Source organism: Terriglobales bacterium, assembly GCA_035567895.1.
Lineage (GTDB): Bacteria > Acidobacteriota > Terriglobia > Terriglobales > Acidobacteriaceae > Gp1-AA112.
In genome coordinates this window covers 1-25,648 of record DATMPC010000099.1, presented here as the reverse complement: position 1 = coordinate 25,648, position 25,648 = coordinate 1, and the positions used below count along the sequence as shown (strand labels likewise).

23 protein-coding genes are annotated in these 25,648 nt (G+C 52.9%); 2 read left to right on the top strand and 21 right to left on the bottom strand.

Annotated elements, in window-relative coordinates; translation table 11 throughout:
* Nucleotides 1-3 precede the first annotated feature (3 nt).
* The gene (locus VNX88_20300; protein HWY71019.1) at nt 4-978 is read right to left on the bottom strand and encodes a glycosyltransferase family 2 protein; all 975 of its coding nucleotides are present in this window, start codon (nt 976-978) and stop codon (nt 4-6) included.
* 95 nt (nt 979-1,073) lie between these two features.
* Here VNX88_20300 and VNX88_20295 point away from each other — a divergent pair, with 95 nt between their 5' ends.
* Complete coding sequence (locus tag VNX88_20295) at nt 1,074-1,799, top strand: FkbM family methyltransferase (protein HWY71018.1); 726 nt, start codon at nt 1,074-1,076, stop codon at nt 1,797-1,799.
* Nucleotides 1,800-1,812: 13 nt separating this feature from the next.
* Here VNX88_20295 and VNX88_20290 read toward each other — a convergent pair whose 3' ends face one another.
* The 13 genes from VNX88_20290 to VNX88_20230 form a co-directional block, all read right to left on the bottom strand.
* Complete coding sequence (locus tag VNX88_20290; protein HWY71017.1) at nt 1,813-3,192, bottom strand: hypothetical protein; 1,380 nt, start codon at nt 3,190-3,192, stop codon at nt 1,813-1,815.
* Entirely contained in the window at nt 3,144-3,908 is a 765-nt protein-coding gene (locus VNX88_20285) for a glycosyltransferase family 2 protein (GenBank protein ID HWY71016.1), read from the bottom strand. Before VNX88_20285 ends, VNX88_20290 begins: the two co-directional genes overlap by 49 nt.
* Before the next feature lie 33 nt (nt 3,909-3,941).
* Nucleotides 3,942-4,904 (bottom strand): glycosyltransferase family 1 protein, encoded by a 963-nt coding sequence (locus VNX88_20280; GenBank protein HWY71015.1) that lies wholly within the window; start codon nt 4,902-4,904, stop codon nt 3,942-3,944.
* A 305-nt stretch (nt 4,905-5,209) separates the two neighbouring features.
* Nucleotides 5,210-6,205: an NAD-dependent epimerase/dehydratase family protein gene (locus tag VNX88_20275; GenBank protein HWY71014.1), complete on the bottom strand. Its 996-nt coding sequence runs from the start codon at nt 6,203-6,205 to the stop codon at nt 5,210-5,212.
* Nucleotides 6,202-7,542 carry a nucleotide sugar dehydrogenase gene (locus VNX88_20270; protein HWY71013.1) on the bottom strand — a complete coding sequence of 447 codons (1,341 nt, stop codon included), beginning with the start codon at nt 7,540-7,542 and terminating at the stop codon, nt 6,202-6,204. Before VNX88_20270 ends, VNX88_20275 begins: the two co-directional genes overlap by 4 nt.
* Before the next feature lie 329 nt (nt 7,543-7,871).
* Entirely contained in the window at nt 7,872-8,696 is an 825-nt protein-coding gene (locus tag VNX88_20265; GenBank protein HWY71012.1) for a class I SAM-dependent methyltransferase, read from the bottom strand.
* Nucleotides 8,697-8,879: 183 nt separating this feature from the next.
* Nucleotides 8,880-10,289, bottom strand: coding sequence for an oligosaccharide flippase family protein (locus tag VNX88_20260; protein ID HWY71011.1), 1,410 nt, complete (start codon nt 10,287-10,289; stop codon nt 8,880-8,882).
* A 2-nt stretch (nt 10,290-10,291) separates the two neighbouring features.
* Nucleotides 10,292-11,296 carry a GDP-L-fucose synthase gene (locus VNX88_20255; protein HWY71010.1) on the bottom strand — a complete coding sequence of 335 codons (1,005 nt, stop codon included), beginning with the start codon at nt 11,294-11,296 and terminating at the stop codon, nt 10,292-10,294.
* Nucleotides 11,280-12,368 carry a GDP-mannose 4,6-dehydratase gene (gene gmd / locus VNX88_20250; GenBank protein ID HWY71009.1) on the bottom strand — a complete coding sequence of 363 codons (1,089 nt, stop codon included), beginning with the start codon at nt 12,366-12,368 and terminating at the stop codon, nt 11,280-11,282. The genes VNX88_20255 and gmd overlap by 17 nt, the downstream gene beginning before the upstream one ends.
* 51 nt (nt 12,369-12,419) lie before the next feature.
* Nucleotides 12,420-13,712: a Wzz/FepE/Etk N-terminal domain-containing protein gene (locus VNX88_20245; GenBank protein ID HWY71008.1), complete on the bottom strand. Its 1,293-nt coding sequence runs from the start codon at nt 13,710-13,712 to the stop codon at nt 12,420-12,422.
* A gap of 5 nt (nt 13,713-13,717) precedes the next feature.
* A complete protein-coding gene (locus tag VNX88_20240; GenBank protein ID HWY71007.1) occupies nt 13,718-16,156 on the bottom strand; it encodes an SLBB domain-containing protein in 2,439 nt (812 codons plus the stop codon).
* A 34-nt stretch (nt 16,157-16,190) separates the two neighbouring features.
* Nucleotides 16,191-16,850, bottom strand: coding sequence for a TetR/AcrR family transcriptional regulator (locus tag VNX88_20235; protein ID HWY71006.1), 660 nt, complete (start codon nt 16,848-16,850; stop codon nt 16,191-16,193).
* A 7-nt stretch (nt 16,851-16,857) separates the two neighbouring features.
* On the bottom strand, nt 16,858-17,415 hold the full coding sequence (locus VNX88_20230) for a UpxY family transcription antiterminator (protein ID HWY71005.1): 558 nt from the start codon (nt 17,413-17,415) through the stop codon (nt 16,858-16,860).
* A gap of 443 nt (nt 17,416-17,858) precedes the next feature.
* Between VNX88_20230 and VNX88_20225 the strand changes: the two genes are divergently transcribed.
* The gene (locus tag VNX88_20225; protein HWY71004.1) at nt 17,859-20,282 is read left to right on the top strand and encodes a capsule assembly Wzi family protein; all 2,424 of its coding nucleotides are present in this window, start codon (nt 17,859-17,861) and stop codon (nt 20,280-20,282) included.
* A 337-nt stretch (nt 20,283-20,619) separates the two neighbouring features.
* Here the strand turns inward: VNX88_20225 and VNX88_20220 are convergent, their stop codons facing one another.
* From VNX88_20220 to VNX88_20190, 7 genes are all read right to left on the bottom strand, one after another.
* Entirely contained in the window at nt 20,620-20,841 is a 222-nt protein-coding gene (locus tag VNX88_20220) for a hypothetical protein (protein HWY71003.1), read from the bottom strand.
* Nucleotides 20,838-21,104, bottom strand: a complete 267-nt coding sequence (locus VNX88_20215) for a hypothetical protein (GenBank protein ID HWY71002.1) — start codon at nt 21,102-21,104, stop codon at nt 20,838-20,840. The genes VNX88_20220 and VNX88_20215 overlap by 4 nt, the downstream gene beginning before the upstream one ends.
* A 44-nt stretch (nt 21,105-21,148) precedes the next feature.
* Nucleotides 21,149-21,403 carry a hypothetical protein gene (locus VNX88_20210; GenBank protein HWY71001.1) on the bottom strand — a complete coding sequence of 85 codons (255 nt, stop codon included), beginning with the start codon at nt 21,401-21,403 and terminating at the stop codon, nt 21,149-21,151.
* 402 nt (nt 21,404-21,805) lie between these two features.
* Nucleotides 21,806-22,393: a hypothetical protein gene (locus VNX88_20205; protein HWY71000.1), complete on the bottom strand. Its 588-nt coding sequence runs from the start codon at nt 22,391-22,393 to the stop codon at nt 21,806-21,808.
* 762 nt (nt 22,394-23,155) lie between these two features.
* Complete coding sequence (locus VNX88_20200) at nt 23,156-23,452, bottom strand: hypothetical protein (GenBank protein HWY70999.1); 297 nt, start codon at nt 23,450-23,452, stop codon at nt 23,156-23,158.
* A gap of 530 nt (nt 23,453-23,982) precedes the next feature.
* A complete protein-coding gene (locus VNX88_20195) occupies nt 23,983-24,411 on the bottom strand; it encodes a hypothetical protein (GenBank protein HWY70998.1) in 429 nt (142 codons plus the stop codon).
* Nucleotides 24,412-24,819: 408 nt separating this feature from the next.
* Complete coding sequence (locus tag VNX88_20190) at nt 24,820-25,563, bottom strand: hypothetical protein (GenBank protein ID HWY70997.1); 744 nt, start codon at nt 25,561-25,563, stop codon at nt 24,820-24,822.
* Nucleotides 25,564-25,648: the final 85 nt, after the last annotated feature.

Genomic DNA, 25,648 nt, shown 5'->3' with positions numbered 1-25,648 from the left:
GAACTATGTCGCAACCAGGCTCGAGGCGTGACGGCATTCTCCCATCTGACCTCGCACAAAATCCCAAATCGCCAACATCACACCATGGTTCACTTTGTTACGTCCCGTCAACAAGCGATATAGCGAAGCGACAAACACATACCTCACGAGAAAGAAGAAAACAAAATCTAAATTGCGCCATACCGGAAATGAATTGCAACGGAAGAAGAGTATGTTTCTAAAAAGGTAATAGACTTGAAGCCCGGAGCGAGGTACAACTGATCGCGATGCTGCGTGATAGATTTCTGCATTGCATGCGATGACATTCTTCCAGCCTTTCTGGGCTGCTCGAAACGAATATTCAACGTCATCTATGCCAAAGAACAGCCGATCATCCTGAACTCCGACCGTCTCCACGACAGCACGTTTGATTAACATACAGCACCCGTTGATTAATGTCTGCTCTCTGACGCCTTTCCACTCTGGACGATCCAGTTCTCCAGCGCCGATATTTATCGGCATACCGTGCCGAAATGAGTAGCCACCGAGCGACCATATTCTGTGTCTGCCACCAGGGTCCGAATCAGCATAGAAAATCTTGCACCCAACAATCCCAACGTTTTTGTCGCATTCCGCAACATCGACCATAGGTTTAAGGAAATTGGGTGTCACAATTGTGTCGTTATTCAGAAACAACACATAATCGGCATTTTGCTTCAGGGCATAGTGAATACCGATGGTATTTCCGCCTGTGAAGCCTAAATTTCGCCCGTTCTCTAGAATTTCGCACGATCCGATCCCTTTCCATAATCTTCCCACAGCAAGATTTTCGGCTATCCACTCACGAATAGCTGCGATTGATTCTGGTCGTGATCCATTATCGGAAATCAACACATGGAGACTAGCGTAATTTACTGTCAGTAGCGACTCCAGACACGCAATTGTATCTTTCTCACCGTTCCAATTAATAAGTATTGCGTAGACGATCGGCAAAGACACGACAATCTCCTTCTGACTCGTTATGGAGGAACGAGTCACAACTTTTCGATTCAAGCACTCAGCTTTTCCTGCAGTGCTAATATTTCTAGGCAATTATGAATTCCAGAGCTGTGATAAAACGCGCCTTGTCCGTCCTGCCACAATCTTGGTACGTTCACATCAACGCCTACGTCGCGTCTCGTGATATCGCGAATGGCAAGCGGTGGGAGCCAGAGATCGAGCGCGTGAGAGAAATTGTGAGAGACGGCGAAACTGTGATTGATGTAGGAGCGAATCACGGACTCTATGCATTTCATCTTTCTAAGATGGTTGGGGCTTCCGGACGCGTACACTGCTTCGAACCTATCCCTCCCAATTATTTCGTGCTACGGCACACAGTTGAGTCGCTCAGACTAACCAATGTGACTACACATAACGTAGCGTGCGGAGAATCCCGCGGTAAACTCTCTTTCGGCGTGCCGATCGACAAGAGTGTTCCACAGTGGGGTTGGGCACACCAAGGATCTGCAGGACATCAGTTCTCATGCGAGGTAGTTCCGTTAGACGAAGTAGTCGCTGGACGAGCTAGCTTCATCAAGTGCGATGTTGAAGGCGCAGAACTGTTCGTCTTTCGTGGAGCCAAACGGATATTGAGAGAATCTACACCAGCGGTCCTTGTTGAGAGCGTGGTCGATTTCGCGCAGCGCTTCAATTATCACCCTCAAGACTTTTTCAATGAGTGCTTCCGACCGCTCGGTTATACGTTTTTCCGAAGTGACGGCAGAAGGTTTCATAGAACAGGTGGATTTACTGAATCAGGCAACTACTTGCTCATCCATTAGCGACTTAGCGGCACTAGGGCAGAAACGTGGCGGCGTTCGGTCTAAGCGCCACTGGTTGTGCCAGGGCCAAGTCAAGAATAAACGCAAGAAGATACATGACTGGGACTACCATGAGCGCACTGCTCACGTCCTTCATAAAAATTGCTATATCAGTACTAACCGAAACGCAAGAGACAGCAAGGAATGCAAAAAGGGGTTCGATCGTATTTCCCGGTTTCATCCAGCGTATTACGACATTCCGTAGAAAGCCAACCAGTAGGCCTAAAGTCAGGGAATAAAAGATACTGCCAACGATTCCGAAATAAACTAAACCCATTAAATTGTGACGTGGATTTGGTCCAACAAACGCGTCGAATCCATACACTCCTCGGTACAATTGAAAACCTACGTTTTCGGGCAGATCCGCCGGCGATACGAGCCTAAACATCACTAGCACGCCGCCAAAGATGGCCAACAGAGGATGCTTTCCTGAGAGACTCTCAACTAGATGTGTGGGGAAAGCCATGAAAAAGGTATCACCGAAGGCACTCAATCTCTGCGACGTTTCAATAACGAGTAAGGTGTAAGAACTCGAATGGACTTCGAAGGCCATCACACTGACGAAAGCAAAGCAAGCTGCGATAATGATTCGTTTCTGCCACTTCGCAAGCTCATCCCGAAACTCAATTGCACAATCGGGATCTTGCCGATGCAATAACCGAAAGTAAAAGATCACAAAAACAACGGTTAGAAATGTTGATTTGCTACCTGAGAGCACAGCAGAAAAAACTAGCGCCCAAAGTACTGCATGGTCAAGTAACCTAGGCCAGAATTTTATCTTTATGCGATAAGCAAAGCGATAGATGATGAGATACCAGCAGAAAAAAGAGCTAACACTAAGAATGCGATCAAAGATGCCCAGTCCGCCACCTTCGGCGTAATATTGAAGGCGGCTCGCGTAAAAAATCGGTATTCCTCTGATGCTGTAAACCGCGATCTGCGCAATCACGAACATTCCGCTCGACACGATGTAAAGAAGCGAAAAGAAAGGCTTATTGTTACGATAGACTGACGTGGATGCGGAGCCTTGGCCGTTAAAGCACGGAAACACTAGAATACCGAAGATAAACGCTACTTCTGTAGCAGCAAATTGGAGAACATATGTGGTCTCGATCAGGTTGCGCCAACACATATACCAAACTGCCGTCGCGGCAAGAGCCGAGTAGAGCGCCGCAAAAAACAGTGGATCAGATATTGAGTAGATGCGTTTTCGCAGCAAGAATAAGTATGCCCAGACGGTTACGACCAACAAGACTAGATAAACAACCGGGTGTTGCGATAATTCTTGTAGAAACTCTAGGTATGTCATCTGAAAAGCAGTCGGTTGAATTTGTGCGCTGACTGTTTGGCGCAATACCAGGCATAGCATCCGAGCGGAAGGCACTCGCGGATTATTCGAGCTTGATCCCGAATGAACTGTTGATCTTTAGCCGTAGCGCTAACACCAGTAACGTCGTTGTAGCGGGCAATGTCAACGGGGATGTATTCGAAGCGAAGCTTGTCGTCGGCGTAGCACCGCAAATTGAATTCCCAGTCCGCAAGCCGAGGATAAGAAAGACTGAATTGGTGTCTATCAAAGACACTTCGTGGATAAAACATGGCCTGATGGCAAATGTTTCTTCGCAGTAGTTTCCACGAGCTGAATTTGCCATCGTAAACTGTTTCGCTGCCAGTCTTCACTACGTTGCCGTAATATATTGCGCGCTTGTCCACTAGGCGAACAGCGACTTGCCCGAGGCATTCGAGCAGAACGTCGTCACACCCGAGAAAATAGACCCATTCACCTCGGGCAAGTCCTACCCCTTTGTTCATGGCATCGTAGATTCCTCGGTCGGGCTCACTAATCCAGTTATGAACTACCTGATTGTTCGCGCCGATTACGTCTAGCGTACCGTCAGTCGAAACACCATCCACGATGATGAGTTCGAAGTTCTTAAAGCTCTGACGCGAGATACTCTCGATTGCTCTTGCTAGTGTCGACTTGCCGTTCCGCACCACTATGATGATTGAAATCAGCGGGATTGTGGGTCTGACTTTATCTGCGGTCGGTGTAGAGCTTTGTGAATTCATGGTAGTCGACGATTCGCGTTGTTCAACAACAGCTCAAATGGCGGAGACCACCCGTTCAGGTAAGACATCGTGAAGCGGCACAGTATCGCCCATCCCAGAATGGCCGTGCGCCAAGCTCGCATAGTGTTTCTGCATAATGTCGGCAGTTCGTTCCCAAGACAGAGACTGGACACGATCAAATCCTTTTCGTACAAGCTCGGCACGCATGACTACATCAGTGTGCACTCGAATCATTGCGTGCGCAAAACCGGCAGCATCTTCCGATGGCAACAACGATGCGGCTCCTGCGGTGACTTCGGGCAGAACCGACGCGTTCGAGCAGATCACAGGCAAGCCACTTTGGAAAGCCTCAAATATTGGAAAGCCCCATCCTTCGAATTTACTCGGGAACACCAAGGCGCGAGCGCGACGATAAAAACACTGAATTTCGGCGGCAGACACGAAGCCAAGAAAGCTGACTTGATCGGAAATTCCATATTGTCGAGCTTCCCGGCGCAAGACTTTCGAGAAGGTCGTTAGATCTCCCGTAAGCACAAGGTGAGCGCGATAATCATGCTCCTCCTTAAGCTTCGCTAAGGCACGTAGCAAGACAGAGTGATTCTTATGAGGCCACGTTACTGCTGGATAGAAAAAGAACTCAGAGGGTATCCCGTGCTTGCGCAGTGTCGCGTCGATTTCACTCTGAGTAGGTGGGGTATAGGCTTGTAGAACAGATGCCCCTGGCACCACAACGACTTTAGATTCGGGAAGGCCATATTGGTCACACAAGTCACGCTTACCCCATTCGGTCTGCACGCACACGAGGCATGCCTGCTCGCAAAAGAACCTGTACTCGCGTTCGCGACGCTCCCACTCACGGCGAGAAAATAGCTTTGGCAGATGCAAGTGCTGGAGATCCCATGGTTGATAAATTGTTGGTACCGTTGTTACAAACCCTAACTGAGTAGTGAAATGGATAACGTCGAAGCCGAATTCTTCTACCGAAGAGGGAGCCACTTCAAAACCAGATGCGGATCTAGTAGTTAGACTTGTGATCCTCTTCCAAAGCCTTTGTCGCAGAGTTCTCTTGCCGAAAGGACGGGTACCTGGCGCTCGTGGAACTTCAAAGATTCTACAGTTCTGCCCCATGTACGGCCGCAACCACTCCGTGTTATCTGAATGCATTATGAACCAGTACTCGTCTTCTGAAGCAGGTAGCGATCCGAAACCTTTAGCCAGTCCTATGATCGCGGTCCCAATGCCCTGACGCGGGTTGTCGAGACGAGCATCAATTCCGACTTTTAACTTTTCAGAGGCCATGTTTACGACACGCACTCTCCTACGAGAGATTCAGATTGAAAACGGCGTACGTAATCTTCCCAGGTTCTAGTAAGACCCTCTCGAAGCGAGATTTTAGGCTTGTACCCCAGACTGGCCAAGGCACTAATATCCGCGGATCGACGCACTGGGCTACCGGGCCTTCGTTTGGTTGGAATAACCGTAATCTCAATGTTTGAAATCGCTGAAAGCTCTGAAACCAGACTCCGAATCGATGTTTCTCTCTGAGTACCTACATGGAAAAGTGACGACTCTCGTCCGCTCTGCCAACAGAGCATCATCCCTGAAATGAAATCGTCTATGTAACAGAAATCGCGTGTTTCCTCTCCTGTGCCTTCGATCACCAACTCGGCCCTTCGGCTACGGCCTTCTCGACTCGAAATCCAGAGCTTTCGAATCAGGTCTGGAACAACATGGTCATATCCCATGTCGGGACCGTAAACATTATGAGGACGTATTACAAGCCCACGAAAGCCATGTTCCCTTGCGAACTGCACAACTGCAATCTCGCCAGCAAGCTTCATGCCGGCATAGCTGAATCGTGCATTACTAACATCTGCTATCTTGGCACTCTCTGCCTCGGGTGTGGGGATCAAGGACGGTTCACCGTAGACCTCAGAGCTCGAAGTAAACAGCACTTCAGCTACCTTGTGCTTTGCGGCAGCTGATAGCACGTTCATTGTGCCTATCAAGCCGACCTCAAGAACATGGCTTGGAGTCTCATAGAACAATCTAGTGCCATTGACTGAAGCCAGATGAAACACACATTCTGATCTCGATACCAAAAGCTCAACCGTCAACTTGTCCCGAACGTCGCCCACGACCACGTCGACGTGCGGTAAGCCTGCAATCCGCTTAGGATCTCCGCGAGAATTGTCATCTAAGACGGTGACCCGGTACCCCTCCTGAACCAGCGCCTTCACCAATGCAGACCCGAGGAATCCGGTACCGCCCGTGACCAGGACGGCTTTTCCCTTCATGCTGAAACTCCAGACATGCGGGCCATAGCTGAGGTGGGAGCAACCTCAACCGAGTCGGAGAGATACATAATGCCGTCTAGCGATGCGATCAAATTCATATCCCACACTCTCCACATGTCGCATATCACGGCTGGTCGGTTGAGGCCCTGCACAACCTTGATCATGTCTGATCGGGAATACTGCGCATGATTGGTCGCTATCACCAGAAGGTCGATCCCATCCAGTTCTTCCAGTTGAGCGGGAATGAGGCCCAGGGAGCGAATTGACTGATCCGTAACGACGAAGTCGTGACCATACATGCGCGCGGAAGGGAGCATTCTTGCTCGTAATTTCTGCAAAACATCGAGTGAAGGCGAGTTTCGCAAGTCGTCGGTTGGTGGGTTTCCCTTGAATGCCAGACCGGAAATACAAACTTTGCAGTCTGCTAGCTGTTTCCCGATTTGATTCACTGCGTCTTCACATCTATCTACGATGAAGTTTAGATATGCTTCGTGAATCGGGCGGGAGCTTATTCTCAGCTGGTAGCCGGCTTGGCCAGCGCTCCATCCCAATATCCGAGGGTCCTTCGTCAGGCAGATCCCTCCAACCGGTCCGGGAACCGGTATGTTGTTTCTGGAATAGCCGGTATTGGCAGCGCGTATAGCTTCGCTTGCATCCACGCCCAAGGCAGAACAGGCCATCGCCAAGTCATTGCTGAAAGCGAACATGTAATCGCGAAACGAGTTGTCGATCAGCTTTATCATCTCAGCAGTCTCCAGAGAGGACACTTCAATCACAACTGGAGTCACTTTTCGGAACAGCTCACTAGCGTCACGGACACTGTCTGTATCTAAACCGCCGATGATCTGTGGTAAACGAGCTAGCTCTTCGAGCGCCTTCCCTTCGATGGTCCGCTCTGGGCAAAAGGCAACTCGAACATCGATTCCAGTCGAAGCTAGGAGGGGTAGCACGATACTTCGCGTCGTTCCCACCGGAACAGTGCTCCTCAGGATGACTAGAGCTCCGGCTTTGAGATGAGGAAGAATGCTCTGGACAGCTTCGATCAGGTAAGTAAGCGTGGGCTGAAGATCCTCGTTGAGCGGTGTAGAGACCGCTATGACGAATATATCAATTGCACGACGAGGGATGTGGGTGTGAATACTCAAACCTCGCGCTAGATAAGTCCGGAGTGCCACCTCAAGTCCTTGCTCGTGAAAGTGGGGCTGGCCATTTTGCAAGCTCCGAGCAGTATCCGCATTCTTCTCTACTCCTACGACGTCGAATCCCATCTTCGCCAAAGTGACTGAAAGAGTGAGACCCACAAATCCTAATCCGCAAACACATACAGTTTTTTTCACTCAGCGCTCCTAAATCACTGCAGATCAGTGTACAAACAAGACGACAATATCAACTTCGGTGTCTTTGCAAACCAAACAGGAACCTTACAACACAAGCAGCACTTACAAACTGAAATATGCGTTGCCATCGCGGCGGTGTTTGCAACCAGCGATACCTCAATACTGAGCTATTCTGCGAACTAGCTTGATGATGTCGTGCATCATTGCCACTATGCCAAGTATTTCTCTATGTCACGTGTTCCTCTATGGTGACGCATGAGCCTGGCCGCAGGCCCACGAAACTTAGTGCACCGACTTGTCAGCGCAGAGGAAGATTGTGGCGTTGCGAACTAACAGGAACCAATGAATGTGTACATCATTCCTGGCGACAGTCGGTTCATGCGCCAGCGAAAAGCAACTTCGAAGACGGGAAAGGAAAAACCAAACCTCTCGCGCAGTCGCCGCTCTGGAAATGACCGTAGCGTATCCTCATCAGAAACCGGGAAATATCCAAAAGCATTGATGATGGAATCACACGGACGCAGCACCCGGAAGGAGAATCCAGCGTTTTCGAAGGCTGAGCGATATTCACGCAGCGTGAAGGCGTTTTCCCCGCCTGCCTTTTGATGGATGGGATGATCTGCTAGAAAACGCCGCCTCTCCCGTTTGCTCCAGACGACATGCTCACGGGTGGCGACAAACAGTCCGTTCGGCTTAAGGACCCGCCGGACTTCCTCCACCATCGCTGGTAGAGAAGCCGCATGATGCAAGACCTGACGGCAGTAGGCGACATCAACCGATCTGGAAGGTAGGGGAATGCACTCTCCGAATGCAGAGAGAATTTTGATAACGGGATGTCGCAGTTTAGCAATTGCGCCATTCCCGATTTCAGAACTCGGGTCAGGTTCGAGAGCATAAACGCAACGCACACCTGACTCAGCAAAGGCATAGCTGGCAATTCCGGTTCCAGCTCCGAGGTCAAGGACGGTTCCGCCGTTGAGGCGGTATTCGAGAAGGCGAAGAACGGCACGCCACTCAGCCGATCTATGAAACCGTTTCGCAGCCGAAAAAACGTCTTTATCCCAGTAGCACTGCTCAACTAAGTCCGCTAGTTGCGGATCAGACCGAATCTCTGAAACAGCCTCTTCAGTGGTCATCACGCCGGAAGTCTTCATGTAATTCTCCCTCGCGAATTCATAGTGCTAAAACGGATATAGCTGTACGCGGCGAGAATCAGATAACGCTCCTCTGAAACCTGGGAAATTACGCCCAATCGCTTGACCAGACGATTGAATAGTGGTTAAGACAATCCACTGTGAAAGATCCGTCAAATTGAATCTTCTAAGTACTGGATCAAGCTATACGCCAACCGAAGAAGCGCGTTCTTCGTGTACGCGGCGAAGTAGTCGGGGTAGTAGAATTGCATAGGGGGCGGCGACTGCCAAGCAGTATGTACTTGCGGTTGCCCAAGGAAGCGAAGCGATACCGAAATGACGGGCTGCGTAAATCTTGGCGCTGAGACAAAGGGTACTGAATATGAGAGAGACGATCACTTGGTATCGGATCACGCTCGCGCCGTTTAGAAACATTCCTACTGCATTCCCGGCAACATCGAAGAGAGTCCATACCGCCAATCCGGAGAGCAACAAGAGGCTAACGCTGACCTTTTTACCCACCCACAGATGGATGATCTGCTTGCCGAAGCAAACCAGGACCAAAACCGCTGCACTTGCCACCAGCGTCACCAACTTCAGAGAACGTACCAACGTTTTCTGCACCCAATGCGTATCACCACGTGAGATCGCCTCGGCGTAGGCTGGCCAGAGAGGCGCCATCAGCATTGCAAGCATGACGGAAACTAGCATGAACATGCGTTGCGGAATAGCGTACTGAGTCGCGGCCTCTGGCCCCAAGACTCGCGCAACAATGAAGTTGTCTGAAGAGAATGCCAGGGCAACGACAAGTTGCAATACAAAAAACAAAACTCCGAGACGGCCAACCTTCGAAATTCCGCTGCGCGAGACCGAGGTCAGCGAAGGCAGCAAGTCGCGTCTCATCCAACCGAAGAAGACGAAGCCGTTCATGATTGCGACAATCGCGGGGGACCCAGCAAGCGCAAACAGCAGCCATGGGAGACCACCATGCCAGTGGACCGCTAGAAGAACACCGCTTAATCCGGTCAAGCTACCAGCCAACTGCCATACATAGCTGCGAAACCCCTCCTGCAGGCCCATTTGCGCGCGTTGCACCAATCCCGCAGGAATGTTCAAGACAAAGAAGACGGCAGCCACAAGTAACGCTGGGCCGGCCTCAATCCTGGCTATCGGGGAACGGACATTGAATAGGGAAGCCCAATCGACCTGCCAGTATGTCACAGCAAGCGCGGCCAAAAGTAAAGCTGCGATGCCAACGAGCACAGCCATACCGCTAGTAATCGCTACCTGTATACCTTGGATATCATTCTTGCCGTGGGCGTCCGCGACAGCGTTCATGACACCATTGCCGATCCCGAGATCAGCAAAATTCATGATTGCTAAAACGGAGCTGATTGCCATCCAGAGGCCAAAGCGCTCTGCCCCAAGGTAAGAGAGAGTAATTGGAACCGTGATTAGGGATGTAGCGACTGCGACGATTCGGGCAATCGCGGCTGTTAATCCCGTTAAAGTTGCGCGACGGTGCCGCTCGTCTGCACGCGCATCGGCGCATTCGAGATCAAACTGTCGAATCCGAAAGGCTGCGGCCAATCTGTTCACTGTTAATAGGCCCATAGTCAGTTGCACCGCATCTCTTCTCGGAAAGAGCGCCCCTGATATTCTTGATAGACTGCCCTCAGGCCGTCTTGGAGCTCGATTCTCGGATGCCAACCGAGCTCTCTAATCTTGGTGATGTCCAGCAGCTTCTTGGGTGTGCCGTCCGGCTTGCTGGCATCGTATCTGATTTCTCCGTCAAACCCGACTGTCTCTCGAATCATCTCCACCAATTCCGCTATGGTGCAGTCACGCCCGAAGCCAATATTTACTAACGGCGCGCATGACTCTGAATGCACTATGCGATCAAATAACTCGTCAGGAAGCATCATCAGAAACACACAAGCCTGAGCCATGTCATCACTGTGCAAGAATTCACGATGAACGCCTCCACTACCCCAAACTGTAACCTCTCTAGCATTTCGCTGTCTGGCGTCGTGAAATTTACGGATGAGCGCAGGAAGAACGTGGGAGTAATTTAAGTCATAATTGTCGTTCGGACCATAGAGGTTGGTCGGCATGCCGGCAATGAAACGCGTGCCGTATTGACGGTTGTACGACCAACACATCTCAATACCCGCGATTTTGGCAACCGCGTAAGGGCGATTCGTAAACTCCAGCGGTCCCGTAAGCAAACAGCTCTCTTTCATTGGCTGGGGGCAATCACGCGGATAGATGCAACTGGAACCAAGGAAGAGCAGTCGCTTTACTTTTGTGCAATGGGCTTCATGAATTACGTTTGTCTGAATCGCCAGATTTTGACGGATGAACTCGGCAGGCCTTTTCCAGTTAGCCAAAATACCGCCGACCTTTGCCGCAGAGAGAAACACATACTCTGGTTGGGTTTGTACAAAAAAGGCGCGGACCGCTGATCCGTCGGTCAAGTCGAGCTCAGCATGGGTCCGAGTAATTACATTTGGGGCCCCGGCCGCTTGCAGCGCACGCAAAATTGCGGAGCCGGCCAGACCTCGGTGTCCTGCCACGTAGATCCGTGCATTGAGCAGTGCTGGACTATTCGTGGTAGTCATAGGCCTTGTAGCCGTTTCGCTTCACGAGATCGTCACGCTCCGCGGAGATAAGGTCTTCTTGCATCATCTCGCGAACTAACTGCCTGAAACTCGTACGCGGCTTCCACCCGAGCTTCTGATGGGCCTTGGACGCATCGCCCAATAATGCCTCGACTTCGGCAGGCCGGAAATATCGCGGATCGACTGCGACGATCACCCTGCCGGCACCGTCTAGACCTTTCTCGTGGATACCGCTGCCGGTCCAATCGACGTTGATGCCTACCTCGGCTGCAGCGATCTCGACGAATTCACGAACGCTATGCTGTTCACCTGTGGCAATTACGAAGTCTTCGGCTTCATCCTGCTGCAGCATCAACCACTGCATCTCGACAAAGTCTTTGGCGTGGCCCCAGTCTCGAAGAGAATTCAGGTTACCGAGATAGAGGCAGTCCTGAAGTCCAAGCTTTATCCGTGCGAGGGCACGCGTGATTTTTCTCGTCACAAAAGTTTCGCCTCGAACGGGTGATTCATGATTGAAGAGGATTCCGTTGCAGGCATACATCCCGTAAGACTCGCGGTAGTTGACGGTAATCCAGTAAGCGTAGAGCTTGGCAACCGCATACGGTGAGCGCGGATAGAAGGGCGTCTTCTCCGTTTGAGGAGTTTCCCGGACCAGCCCGTACAGCTCGGAACTGGAAGCCTGGTAAAAACGGGTTTTCTTCTCCATGCCGAGGATGCGAATGGCGTCGAGTACTCGGAGTGCTCCGATTGCGTCAACATTGGCAGTGTACTCGGGCTGCTCGAAGGAGACCGCGACATGGCTCTGCGCGCCAAGGTTATACACCTCGTCGGGCTGCACCTTCTGCATGATGTGTATCAGACTGCAGGAATCCGTTAAGTCGCCATGATGGAGAACAAACCTACGATCACTTACATGCGGGTCTTCGTATAGGTGATCGATTCTATCGGTGTTGAACAGCGACGTACGGCGCTTTACGCCATGCACCTCGTAGCCCTTTTTTAAGAGGAACTCCGACAGATATGCGCCATCCTGGCCAGTGATGCCTGTGATAAGTGCTCTCTTCTGCTTCACGGTTTCCTCTCCAAACTCACCACTCAAGCCCGCAATGCGAACCGCTGACGGTCACAGCCTGCTATGCTCGCGGGCTCCGCGAATTCTAAAATAGTGTCGAAGGATTTCAATCCGCGCGGCGCGCTTCGGATCTTGCCGAACATTCGCAAGAGCTTGCTTACAGATGCAAAAAAAAACGGCACCTAGGAAAGCAACCGCAGTCGAAACAACAACGATTACCAAACGCTTGGGAGAAGACTTCCGGTCCGGCTCCATTGCCTGATCCAGCACCTGAATCACCGCGGCTTCGCGCGATTCGTCGATCTTGGCGGCTTCGTACTGTTTGGCAAGGAGTTCGAAAATGGTCTCGTAGTACTTGACGTCGCGATATTTGCGGACGAACTCGAGGCCGACGCCGGGGATCTTGCCCGTACCTACTATGGGATCGCCTTCTCCTCCTTCCTCTCCTTCGAGCTTGCGCAGTTGTTCGCGGAGGCCTACTACCTGCTCCTGGACCAGGATGCGCTGCGGGTTCTGCTCGGTGGCGAATGACCGCATGGCCTGGAGCTGAACTTCCTTGGCAGCGACCTGGGCGCGCAGGTTGCCGATGGCCTCGATGATGGCCTTGGCCTGACTGTCGAGCTGGAACATGCCGGTCTTCTGCTGCGTTTCTTTGAGCGCAACTTCGGCGTTGCTGAGGTCTTCCTTGGCCTGCTGCACCTGCTGCTCGAAAAAGAGGCGGCGCTGTGAGGCTTCACTGATGGCGAGGTGTTGCGTGACCTTGCGCAGCTCGTTCACGTAGGCGTTGGCCATAGCGGCGGCGCGCTTGGGGTCTTTGTCTTCGACCGAGATGCTGATCAGTCCTTCTTTCTCGGCGAGGATGTCGCTGTAGCCGGCGAGGTCCTTGCGGGCGTCGGAGGCTCGTTTGTCGCGATAGACGCGCATGAGTTCGAATTGGGAAAGCAGCGAGTCTTGAATGGTGCGGCTCTTCAGGATGCCGATGTAGATGTCGCTGGGGTTCTTGATCCCCAGGCTACTGCCGGCGATCGCAGCCAGCGGTCCCATGCCTCCCCCGGCGAGCTGGTTGAGCAACATGGTTGACCCCGATTGCGACTGCTGTGGCGGCAGGATCTTTGTCGTCGCCGTGTAGCGGTTCGGCAGCAGCAGCGAGACGATGGCCGCGAGGACGGCGCTGCCCAGCGTTACGCCCAGGATGAGGCGCTTGCGCTTGGCGAGCACGATGAGCAGGTCGAGAAGATCGATCTCGTCGTCCTGAACCTGCGGTCGCACGGAACGCGGCTCGATCATGCTGGACGTGCTGGGCTCGTCAAGCAGCGGGTCGTGTTGGAGGTGCGTTGTTTCCATCACTCCTAGTGGGTGGCCAATATGCTGATCGATGCTGCGCCCAGTGCCAGCTGCGAGAAGATCTGCGTCCAGTCGCGGAACGCGGTGACTGCGCTGCCGATTTGAATCTTTTGCGGCATGACGATCGTGTCGCCTGGCATCAGCTTCATGGATCCGAAGTTGCCGAAAAACATTGAGCTGTGCATTTGTTTGCTCTCGACCGTTCCGTCTGCGCGCACAACGAACAGACGCTTTTGGTCTGCGTCGCGCGTGCCCCCGCCAGCCTGACCGAGGTAGTCGTTCAGACTGTGGCCATCCTTATATATAAACGAATTCTGGTTGTACACCGCCCCGAGCACCTCAACGGTCTCCGGCCTCGCCGGGATTGCATACTTGTCACCGTCCTCGAGCGGCATCTCCGGGATGTTCTCGACGGTATTGTCGTTGGGCTTGAGTCCCAAAACGATTCGTCCGGTAGCCTGGGTCTCACGCAGCTTCGCCAGCACGTTCTGCTGGGCCTGAAGCTGCTGCTGGAACGCGAGCTGCTCTTCCTGGTTTCCTTTAGCGCCGGTCTGTGCTGCCCGGTTGCGCAGCTCCTTATCGAACTCCTGAGTCAGACGATCCAGCTCTTTCTGTTGCGCGATGCGCGTGGACTCGCGGCGGAAGTCGGAGGCGAACAGGTAGGCGTTAGGAGTAAGGCCTCCGGCGCGCTCGACAACGTCCCGCAAGGTCTCTCCCTTCTGCACTCGGTACACTCCAGCACGCTTCACTTCCCCCTCGAGCCATACAAACTTCGTCCGCTTCTCGACAGGAACCGCGAGATCGTTTTGAGAGAAGATGGTGATCACGTCACCGGCGACCAGCTGCAGGTTGTCCTCTGAACGGCAATCGGAGATGGCGTGCCCGAGGTTGAACGGAAACAGGTGCGCGGTCAAATCTTCATGGTTTAGCCGCTGAACCACAGCGTAGTCCCAATTAACCTCTGCGGCGTTGCGCGTGAACGTCGTGCGTCGCTCAACTGCGTTATTTGACCAGCTGATGGACGTGAGCGCGAGCGCATTCTGGCGCATCCAGTAATCACGCTTGATGATCGCGTCCCGAGAAGGAATCAGGTCGCACAGTCGCATGCCTTCGCGCCACGGATAGCGCCCAGGCTGGGCAACGCTTCCGCGCAGCGTAACTGCATTCTCAAAGCGTGGCGAAACAGAGAAGACGCGCAACACGTCGCCATCACGCAGTTCACGGTTGGCGCCTTCTTTGTCGAGCGCGAAGTCCTCTACTTTCCGCGTTGTGCGATTCTCGATCCTTTCGAGCACGGCACGGGTACTGTCGGCTGTAGTGTTGAGCCCGCCAGCGGTCTCAAGCTCCTCGGCAACACTTGTCTTGTCACGGATTTCATAGATGGCAGGCATGTTCACGCTGCCAGCGATCGCGACCATTTGTCCAACGGGAGGAATGTAGATCACGTCTCCCGGTAGTAGAGCCACATCTTTGGATTTGTCGCCATTGAGAAGCAGGTCATAAAGGTCGAATTCGGAGACAACCTGGTTCTTGCGCTTCAACTGGATGTGGCGCATCGATCCCGTGTTATCGGGTCCGCCTGAAGCAAACAAGGCGTTCACCAGCGTACTCAGCGAGCTAACTGTGTACGTGCCAGGATGCTTCGCTTGCCCAACTATAAACACCTGAATTGAGCGCAGCTGACCAAGATTCACGTTCAAGTCGAAGTTCTTGAAGATGCGTCCGACCGCAGTCTTTAGGTACGGATTCACCTGCTCGTACTTAAGCCCCGCGACCGTCACGCTGCCAACTCTTGGCAAGTAAATCTGACCGTTACGATCCACAACGACACGCGCGTCGAGATCGATCTGTCCCCACGCTCGAATCAAGAGTTCGTCGCCGGGCCCGACAACGTAATCTGCGGGCACAGGAATGCGATCAACCGGAGCAAATGTGCTGGGCACGTTCTCAAACAGATTGCGTCCGTAAATGGGAAGACGCTGCCCAGTCGAGCTATAAACAAACTTCTGAAATTCCGTTGGCTCTTCGCGGATCGGTTGCTGCTTGCGCGGCGGATATGTAAGCGACAGATCGAGTGGTTCGCTGCCAGTGCCGGGAAACTCGTCTTCGCGATCGCGCTGAAAATCCCCCGAACGGTCGCCTGGGATTCGGTATGTCGGCACGTTTTGATAGGTGCGATCGTACCGGCCACTCTGGTCGGGTGTGCGGGTATTCGGCCCTGAGGTTGAACCGCGATCGTATCTGGGATTCTGGTCCTGCTGAGCAGATTGATTGGAAATGTCTGTGTCATCCAAACCGTTGTTTGTGTCAGGTGCCTGAGAGCCGTTCACGCAATTCGGTCCGTCACACTGGCTAGGGCTCCCAGAAGGAACGCGCAGTGTGGTCTGCGCAACGGCAACGCCAGATACTACGAGCGACGTGAGCAATAATCGTTTCAGAATCATAAGAAAGCCTTACCTTGCTTCTGTGAGAAATCTTTTAATGGCCGACCAAGGATCCTGGGTTCCCGACCAATAACGGCGGCTCAAGCGCACCGTGCAAAAGGTTAAGCCAAAAGGCGGAATAGGTTGAACTTGCGTCACTCGGGGTGGCAAAGGGCAACTCGCGACCGACGAAGAGCTGGTACAGGCTGAAATGAGAGATGACCGTACCCAAAAAAGCCAACGTTGCCATGTGCGGATCGACACCAGAAATCGCGCCCCGCTTCGCACATCGAGTCAGATAAGCACTGACTGAATCAAAAATAGCGCCCAAATGCTTGCGATAGATATCGTCACTTCGCGGAAGCTCCAGCGCGGAGACGTAAAGGAACCGCATCAGGTCCGGCTGTCCCCAGATGAGTTCCACGAGGAATTGGAAAACCTTGGGCAGAACTTCGGCGGGATCGTCTTCACCACTGAGCGCACTTTGGAGCTCACGGCTGAGCTTAATTCGAGATAGGCGTGCCTCAAGCCCTGCCCAGAAGAGCTCCTTTTTTGTTCCGTAATACCGGAACAGCGTGGTTTCATTCACACCGGCTAGTTGCGCGATCTCGCGGGTGCTAGTACCGCTGAATCCGCTGCGCGCAAATAACTGCACGGCCGCTTCGAGGATGCGAACCTCGGTAACACTTTTCTGCTGATTTTTTGGGGGGATCATGGCGCTTTCAAGCCAGCTTCTGGCGGACAAACGTAGGAACAGGTTCGACACTGTCAGCGTCAACCTCCACGGCGACGCTTTTCATGATGAGGTCGAGAGAAAGAACAACGCGGAGCGATCCTTTTTTCCGCAGCAGAACGCCTTCCATGCCTTCCAGCGATCCGCCGTTGATCCGCACTCGCTCGCCGATCACGAGGTAAGGATGCGGTTCACACTTGATGAACGGTAGAGAAGAACGCAGTGCCTCGATTTCCGGCTCTGGCAGTGGCACTGGCTTTCCCGCGGTGCCGACGAGAGACAATACTCCAGGAACCTCGAGCACGCGCACTCGCGCACGAGCAGGTATTCGAACAAAAACATAATTGGGAAATAGAGGCAGTTGCAGGTCCATCCTGCAGCCGTTCTTCCACGTGCGCTGCGTGCGATAAAGAGGCAGGAACGACTCGATCTCTCTCATCGCGAAGTGTTCAGCGATTGCTTTTTCATGGCGGGAAGTTGTGTAGACTGCGAACCATTGTGGGACAACTGCAGATTCCGAGTGTGCGCCTGGGGGAAGCATTTGCATATCGGTTCGATCTCAGCTTTGCAATTTCAGACAAAGCTTCGCTATCGTCACTTAGGACGTGCTCTTAACACAGCGTGATTAATTGGCTGAACCACAGGACTTCGCCGAAAAATCTTTCGGTGCGGCGAGGGCCCAAGGTCGCCCCGGAATTGTTAAAGGACTTTTAACGGAGCGAGTGCTTGCTGGTTCTTTCTCGCAAGCTTGAAAAAATGTAAGCTGCTGGAAGCGATGTGGCAAGCAAAAAATGATCTTTTAGAGCTAAATCGCTTATTCCCTAGGGTATTCTGCGGGGATAATGTCCAATCTGGGAATTTATGATCGAATGGACAGCTGAGCTAGAGGCATTGGCCGTCCGGCCTGGTTTTATGACACAGCGTGTGCTTACTTCAACCTGTCAATTGTTACTGTTTTTCCACTGTCAAAAGGGAGAGTAGGACGATTTGTTGAAATTCCGCAGTTCTTTAGAGAGTTCTCTACGCCATGCCAAATATCCAGTGGCCTTCACTTTTGCCTTAATTTTCGCCTGCTCCCAGGGGACGCAAGCCCAAACGGCGCAGCAGAATCCGCCGGCTAAAAGCACGCTCTCAAAACCCAGTGCGCGTCCGAGTGCTGTCGACGACGCCAAGCGCGGTTTTAAAGGATTTCTTTCAGACCAGCAGCGCATCTGGACAAGCCCTGCGCACTTGAAAATCTCGGATGCCGAGTGGCTAGTACCCACAGGTGGGATCGCCACAGGTCTGTTCGTAACTGATTCGACGACCTCGCACGAGCTGACTAGGCATAGTCACGTTCAAGGGAGTGCGACGTTCTCCGACATCGGACTTGGCCTTTTTTTGGGAACTTCGGGCCTAATGTATCTAGGCGGAAAACATTTCACTGACGACCACATGCGGGAAACGGGACTGCTCTCAGCACAGGCAGCAGCCGACACCTTGGTTCTAACGGACGTCCTCAAGTACAGCCTGCGGCGTGAGCGTCCTGATGTCGATCGGGGGCAAGGAAACTTCTTCCAGCCAGGTGGCACATCGTTTCCCTCGGGACACGCGAGCCTTTCGTTCGCAATCGCAACTGTAATCGCCCATGAATACCCGGGCTGGTTCTCACAGTTTGCCAGCTACGGCCTTGCTACCGCGGTCAGCATGGCTCGCGTAACTGGCGAGAAGCACTTCCCATCAGACGTGTTCATCGGCGGCACGATGGGCTATCTGATTGGCCGAAGCGTGTACCGGAATCATCACGATCCCGAGGTCAACTACGGCACCTTTGAATCCGCGCAGATGCCGATTCCTGCTGAGCGCATGAGCTCCACCTACATCGAACTCGACAGCTGGATCTATCCTGCAGTTGAGCGCCTCGCAGCTCTTAACATCATCGATTCAGCCTTTGCCGGCATCCGTCCGTGGACGCGCATGGCGGTGTACGCCATGGTCGCGCGAGCCGAAGATCCGCATCCGGAAAGCGAAGGCAGTATTTTGCTCAACGCTCTGCGGTCGGAATTCCACCGCGAGAGCGAGCTTCAACAAGGACAACAGAACAAGATGCTTTCAGTCGATCGCGTCTACACGCGCACGCAGTACATCTCTGGACCTCCACTAAACGACGGGTTCCACTTTGGGCAGACAATCGTTGATGACTTCGGCCGTCCATTCGGCGAAGGCCTGCAGCAGATCGCGGGATTTGAAACTCGCGCCGAATCCGGACGCTTCTCGTTTTTCGTGCGCGGCGAATACCAGCATGCTCCATCCGTTCCGGGATACAGTCCGCAAGTAAATCAGACGCTGGCGCAGATTGATGCCATTCCCGGTGAATCGTTCAACGGTGTACCGACACAGAATGTATTCCGATTGCTGGATACCTATACGTCCTTCAACCTGCTGAGCAATGAGATCTCCGTCGGCAAACAGACCTACTGGTGGGGACCGGACGACGGCACGGCGCTAATGCTCAGCAACAATGCCGCGCCATTTTATGGAATCCGGCTTAACCGGACTTTCCCGCTCTACATTCCACTCTTTTCGAAGCTGCTGGGGACGGTACGCTACGACAACTTTTTTGGACGCCTCTACGGCAACAAGTACCCGCCAGATCCGTTCACGTTTGGGCAAAAAATCATGCTTCAGCCCACGAAGAATCTCGAAATCGGATTGTCCCGCAGCTCCATCTTCGCCGGCAAAAGCTTGGAGCCTCTGACTCTCCACACCTTCTGGCAGACGCTAACCAGCACCAGCAGCGGCACGAATGTAGGATTCAATCCACGCGACACACCTGGCACACGCCACGCCAACTTCGACATTCGCTACCGCCTTCCATTCCTGCGCAATTGGGTAACGGCATATATCGATTCGTTCGTCCACGACGACGTCTCACCGGTGGACGCACCGAACCGCTCAGCTGTTATGCCGGGCATCTACGTCAGCCATTTCCCGAAGCTTTCCAAATTAGATCTGCATGTCGAAGGCGGGACGACTGATAGTTTCCCAACCCAAGTACTGGGTGGGAACTTCTACTACTACGAAGGGCTCTACAAAGACAGCTACACCATCAACCGCAATCTTCTCGGCTCATGGATCGGCCGGGAAGGAACCGGCGGCAAGGCATGGGCGAATTACTGGCTCAATCCTGCGAGTAGCATCACCGCCGGATTTCGGATGGTAAAGGTTTCGCAATTTTTCATTCCCCAAGGCGAAACACAGCAAGACGCTTATGGCGAGTTCAAGTACCGCTGGCAGAACGGCCTCGACTTGAAAGTGATGATGCAATACGAACGTTGGGTCGCCCCGCTCCTGGCCCCCGGCCCGCAAAATAACTTCACAACCCAGGTGCAGCTTTCGTTTTGGCCGAAGGACTGGAAATTGCAAAAGCCCTAGGCCACACCGTGCAAGCTCGAGTGGCAAGTACGAAAAAGGGTGATGAGGTTTTGTTCGGAATGCTCCGCGCCATGGCTGCGAAATGTCTGGTGGTGTACATCAAGTCTGCGCATGCTTCCACAGATCTGGCATCGCCAAGAATCCCGAATTAGGATTTGAAGCCTTAACTGCTGTGGAATTGCCGAGTCAACTTGCGAGAAGCGCCGCATGCTGCTCCTGGATCGCGGTCAAGAATCGCAATCTTTGTTGGTTGGGCATTATTGGTTGGGCATTAGTTGATAGGAACGAAACACGTTGTTCCCGCGAACTACACAGGCCACTCATTGCAGTGGCCTTTTTATTCAATACGCGTAAATTCGTAAACCTTCGTTGCCTGTATTTCCCACGATTCGAGTCGCAGTCCATGGCGCTCGGCAATCTCGATTGCGACAACTCCCGGATTCCCGCCTTGAACACCCAGCGCTTCCTCAGTGACGGCGCAATAGCCGAGTTCTTCCAAGCCGCCGAGCACAACGTACTCAGGATCTTCCTCGGGATACATCTGGCGTCTCGGCGTCATTGTCGCAATTTGCTCTCCGACTCGTTCCACTCCTGGAGACGTTCTAGCACTTCGCCCGGGTTCAGCGTGTCACCCCAGCTACCTACGGCTCCAAGTATGTAGCTATCAGCCTTGAGCCCCTCGAGGACAAGATAGAGCGCATCAACATCAGAGCGATCCATTCCCGCAGTCCAGGCCTTGGGCGTATCGAAAGAGCCTTGCAATTTGAGCTGCTGGATTTCGCGCAGAATCAGTGTCTGAATCTCCGGCGTTCCCAGTGTCATGCGTCGATTATAGGCGGCTTGACCTTTCGCTCGTGTTCGCCTAGTTATGCCGTCTGCGCTCTAGCCTTGGCTGGGGCCTCGCTCGCGGATGCCGCAATTGCTCGCACTTCAGACGCCACGCAAATGATGAAGAGCAGCAGACCAGTCTCGACTAGATTCCTGCCGGTAATCCGCGTTGTGTTCGAAAGCCAGACCTCAAGCGGCCTGACAACGCGACAAATAACAGCCAACGCGGTCACGATCCAGCCCAGGTAATAGCAGGCTCGTGCGATTGCTTGCAGCCTATTTACGCGGTCCATGTAAGAGCCTTTCTTTGGGGGATTCGGTGAAGTTCGGGGAGAGGGCTGCATTCTGTTGCAGAAAGCAGAATCTGTCAAGAAAAGCCTTCAAAAACGAGTATGGCGCAGCAGGCTGCCGAGCCTTGACCTTTCGCCTCACCTTGCTGCGAACGTTGCCAATCGCGTTCTTTCCGCACTCGTGAGTGCTCATCCCTCAATGTTCCCGAATAGGAAAGAGCCATGGTACCAGGCGACGAGTGAAGACCATCCAGAGTGAAAGAAATCTGGCTTGCGCGCAAACCCAAAGAGCCCTGCTAAATTCCAGCCCGGGCGTGGGATCAAATCGCGTGGAAAAGGAAAAACGGCTGGGGCAGGAAACCCGAGCCGTATGAAAAATGCAATACTCTCGCGACGCTCAGAACGTCAACACTTTGCGCATGCATGTTCTACTTTTGAGCTTTGCTGTTCTTGTCGCCGATTTTCCTGTTGCCGTCTCTCTTGTTCTTTGCTACCGGCGTCAATCGCTTCGTTCTGCTCGTGAATTATGTCCCGCTGCTGAGACATTGCCTTTGCCTGCTCGTCTCGGATCAAATAGAGCTGACCCTGTAAGTCTGCAATTTTGTTGTCCAATTCTTGGGCGAGCCCAGCAGTGTAGTCGTCGCGCTGCAGGAGGAGGTCGTTCTGTTCTTGTTTTATCGCCGCCGCACGCGCGGCTAGCGTCGCAAGGTAAGTTTGGAGTACTTCCAGCCGGGAAGGGGCTTGCTGAGCAGCAGGCTGACCAGCATACGACCCGGCCTGCGCACCATTCCCATTCATACCAGAATGCGCACCTGGGTTACTCGAACCTGAATGAACATCGATGGTCATTCCGCTGAGCGATATGCTCTCCACGTGCTCTGACGCGGTCGATGCGCCTTCGTGGCCGTTTGAGTCGCCTCCCTCATCATCCTGCGCGAACATGATTCCGGCGGATAGAAGTAGAGATAGAGTGGTATACAAAAGGAATTTCATGGTCTTATTCATTTCTTTCGTGGTTGCGTTTGGAGGCCGAGAGATAACCGCGACGAGGGTAAATGACTGTCGTCTTCTCGACGGCAGCATGACTTGATACTTTCAGGGAATTTTGCTTTTGCGCAAGTTACGAAGGTTTGACCTAAAGTCACCACCCAGTCCGAACCGCACAACTGGAGTCCACGCAGCGAGCGAGGATCAGCCGGAGTGAAAAGCCGGGTGACCCCTTTTTTATTTTTTTTCAGCCGCTCTTCCAAAGATCTTCGATTTGCGCGAAGCAGTCCCTCAACGCCTCAGCGATTTTTTGCCGAGCCTCAAGCGTTCCTGCTTCCATCTCTGAAAGGTGATGGATCGCGAGACCTATTCCCGCTAAAGCGCCGTTCACGTGTTCTCTGTCGCCAGGGTTCTGAGGCATCATGTTGTTGGTTACTGATTTTCAGGTTTTCCCAAACAGCAGCATCTTCTCCTGGATCGTGGCGCAATAGTAACCGGACCACGTTGGGCGTGGGAAAATGGACTTGTGTTCAACCCCTTGACGGCTTGGCAGTAGCATAAGTCTGTGAGAATCCTTCTCAATATCGCCGAAGCGATAGGCTGCTTAACCCTGACGATTGGTGCGATTTGGCTCAAACTCAAGATGGCAGAACGAACGCACCCGGGATTAGATCGTAAGAGCCGCATCCAAACGCTGTTCGGAGACGACAAGTAGCTACGAGTGAGGATCATCCAGAGTGAACGAAATCATAAGGAAGAGACCGATTTCTATTTATCGAAGACTCCGTGTGACGCAAAGAAAAGGCACAGGGCTATTAGGAAAGCGGCCAGAAAAACCACTGTTGCTTCGTATAGCCGAATTTGATGACGTGTTCCGTGCCGGTGGATTTGGTTCCACTCCTTTGGTCCGCCATAGCGAAACCAGTACAAAGCAAAGAGCGTCAGTGCGGTAGCGATTGCTCCAAGCACCTGCTCATGCCAAAACGTCAACCAAAAGATCAGTCCGCTGATCGCAGCGCCAGCCGTCAGTGCGTAAATGAATTGGCGATCACCGTCCACGGGCAAAAGAGTACTACGCTATGCAAAGACGACTTGGTACAAAGCGACGAATGAGGATCATCCGGAGTGACATTTTCCGAACCCACACAATTCACACACAAGATAGAGGACAAGAAGAACTTCAATCCCAAGAGACTAAGTCCTGCCTGTAAGTTTTGACAGTTCCAGACCGATACTTCATCGAGCATGGTGTCGCGAGACGGAAACGCTTTTTGTTCCAATCCTCTCCTGGTGCGTTGCGGTTTCTCCTCCGTGACGCACCGTTTTTTATGGGCTCTTCGATAGTCCTCAGGCTTCACAGTCACCAAGGACTGACAATCGCTCGCATAAAATGCCTTCTGCTCAATGCGCAGCATGCCTTCCTGCGTTCGCTGGCGCTCGGATGATGGAACCCCCTTGGCTCACTGAGCCACACACCTAGAAACGACTTCCAGTCCCGAGATTGGTCTACCGCTCATCTACCGCATTCCGACTCTCTGGAGGCTTCTAAATCGGTGGCACCCAGGCTTTCCGATTAGGGAACACCGGGGCAATCTTTACGGGAGCGTGGCGCCGTTCCGCTTTCCCTGAAGCGCTCGGAGGCGCTTAACGATCTCTTTCGCTGAGGCGTTCAAGAAGCCCCTGCGTGTCAAGCGATTCCCGCGACCGAAGTCGAATAGCTTAGTTCCGTTAGCGTCGTAAACGGTCGTTGAGACGATGAGCTGGGAAGCCGACCCGATGCCAGCCTGAGTCAAGGTCATCCTCGGTTTCTCAACTTCGGCAATTGCGATGCAGTAGTCGAATCCTTCATCGGTCGGTTCAATGCCGAGGCCGTGGTTGCATCCGTGTTCCTTGAGCTTTTCGATGAGGAGCTTCTTATCTGACTCTGAAGCCTCGATTTTCACGTTCAGTGTCGCAGTGGCGCTTTTGCATTGTGCCGAGCAAAAGGCAGATACGAAGAGAAGCGCGGCGTAGAGAAGTTTCATTTGCACCCAACCCAACACAGTCAGAGCCTGCGCATTCTAAACCTGTCCGCACCTAAATACTGCAAGTCAGTCGTTTGCTGACGTGTATGCATGCTCCGAAGACATGCCTGTTGCTCACTGCGCACCACACTTAGGAGCGCATCGGTAACTCCTGAGTAGCCTTCTCACCTGATCCGCCACGTCTCCAGTACGTCTTAGCCGACGCTAGCGCTTCACAAGTTGCGACGGCCGTGAAGTGCCGAGTGGCACCTATGACATAGTGTGATGAGGTTCTCCTCCAGATCTTCGCCACCGTGACTTCGAAACAGCAAATGATGCACTTCCAGCTGCTGCAAGCTTCCGCAGACCTGGCACCGCCAGTTGTCCCGTTTCAGGACTTCGAGCCGCGTTTTCTCTGAGTTGCTGTCATCAACTGGCGAGGGCTGGCGCATTTTCCTCCCGCAGCTTGGCTAGAAAGCGAATCTTTTGTTCTTCCGGCATGAGTTGGTAGGATCGGGCAAGGGCATCCAGTAAAACATCAGGATCTCCGCGAGAAGCTTGCGCTCCAGCCAGGAAGTCAGCGCAAATCATCTCCAGGCAGTAGCCTCGCGATTTGTCAGAACCAAGCATCAACGCTGCGGTCTCGATGGCTCCTTCTACTACGGGGATCTGGCTCTTGTAGAGCTTGAAGTAAACGATGTCCGAGGGCTCGGTATCCTCGCCGGTGAGGTGCTTCTCGACTTCATGGCGGAACTTCTCTTTGGCCATGGTTTGCGCGTTGTGCAACCAGGTTGCACAATCGAATTTCTGCCTGTCCGAGCGAGCTACTTTCACCAGTTCGGCAGCCTTACTCCATCCAATTTTGTTGAGATCCTTCTTGATGTGCTTCGGCAGGTGTTCGTGAATTGACATGAGGTAGTACGCCTTCCGGCGTGAATCCGGAAAACGTCGGTGAAGGAAATCATCGAATGAGTGCAGCTTTTCAAGCCGCCAATATTGTCCGGCTCTGACTTCGCACAAATATCGACCAAGATCAACGAATTTGGCTTCGCGCTGACGGTCGACAGAGCTCTCCCACGCGATGATCTCGTCGATTTTCGAGATCACGAACAAGCCACGCTTGCGATCGAGTTTCGGCAGCACGGGAGCATCCTTAACAATCAAGCTGGTCAATCCAATCAAGCTCGGCTCCTCGGCCCTGCACCAGCTTCGCGCTGATTAGATCTTGCTTGCACAGGCAGAGGCCAATGAAAGGACA

Coding starts and splice junctions, on each gene's coding strand:
- VNX88_20245 (HWY71008.1), bottom strand. CDS start 13,712: ATGGAAACAACGCACCTCCAACACGACCCGCTGCTTGACGAGCCCAGC.
- VNX88_20265 (HWY71012.1), bottom strand. CDS start 8,696: ATGAAGACTTCCGGCGTGATGACCACTGAAGAGGCTGTTTCAGAGATT.
- VNX88_20275 (HWY71014.1), bottom strand. CDS start 6,205: ATGAAGGGAAAAGCCGTCCTGGTCACGGGCGGTACCGGATTCCTCGGG.
- VNX88_20230 (HWY71005.1), bottom strand. CDS start 17,415: ATGCAAATGCTTCCCCCAGGCGCACACTCGGAATCTGCAGTTGTCCCA.
- VNX88_20220 (HWY71003.1), bottom strand. CDS start 20,841: ATGACGCCGAGACGCCAGATGTATCCCGAGGAAGATCCTGAGTACGTT.
- VNX88_20255 (HWY71010.1), bottom strand. CDS start 11,296: ATGACTACCACGAATAGTCCAGCACTGCTCAATGCACGGATCTACGTG.
- VNX88_20260 (HWY71011.1), bottom strand. CDS start 10,289: ATGGGCCTATTAACAGTGAACAGATTGGCCGCAGCCTTTCGGATTCGA.
- VNX88_20210 (HWY71001.1), bottom strand. CDS start 21,403: ATGGACCGCGTAAATAGGCTGCAAGCAATCGCACGAGCCTGCTATTAC.
- VNX88_20285 (HWY71016.1), bottom strand. CDS start 3,908: ATGAATTCACAAAGCTCTACACCGACCGCAGATAAAGTCAGACCCACA.
- VNX88_20295 (HWY71018.1), top strand. CDS start 1,074: ATGAATTCCAGAGCTGTGATAAAACGCGCCTTGTCCGTCCTGCCACAA.
- VNX88_20215 (HWY71002.1), bottom strand. CDS start 21,104: ATGACACTGGGAACGCCGGAGATTCAGACACTGATTCTGCGCGAAATC.
- VNX88_20240 (HWY71007.1), bottom strand. CDS start 16,156: ATGATTCTGAAACGATTATTGCTCACGTCGCTCGTAGTATCTGGCGTT.
- VNX88_20205 (HWY71000.1), bottom strand. CDS start 22,393: ATGAAATTCCTTTTGTATACCACTCTATCTCTACTTCTATCCGCCGGA.
- VNX88_20235 (HWY71006.1), bottom strand. CDS start 16,850: ATGATCCCCCCAAAAAATCAGCAGAAAAGTGTTACCGAGGTTCGCATC.
- VNX88_20195 (HWY70998.1), bottom strand. CDS start 24,411: ATGAAACTTCTCTACGCCGCGCTTCTCTTCGTATCTGCCTTTTGCTCG.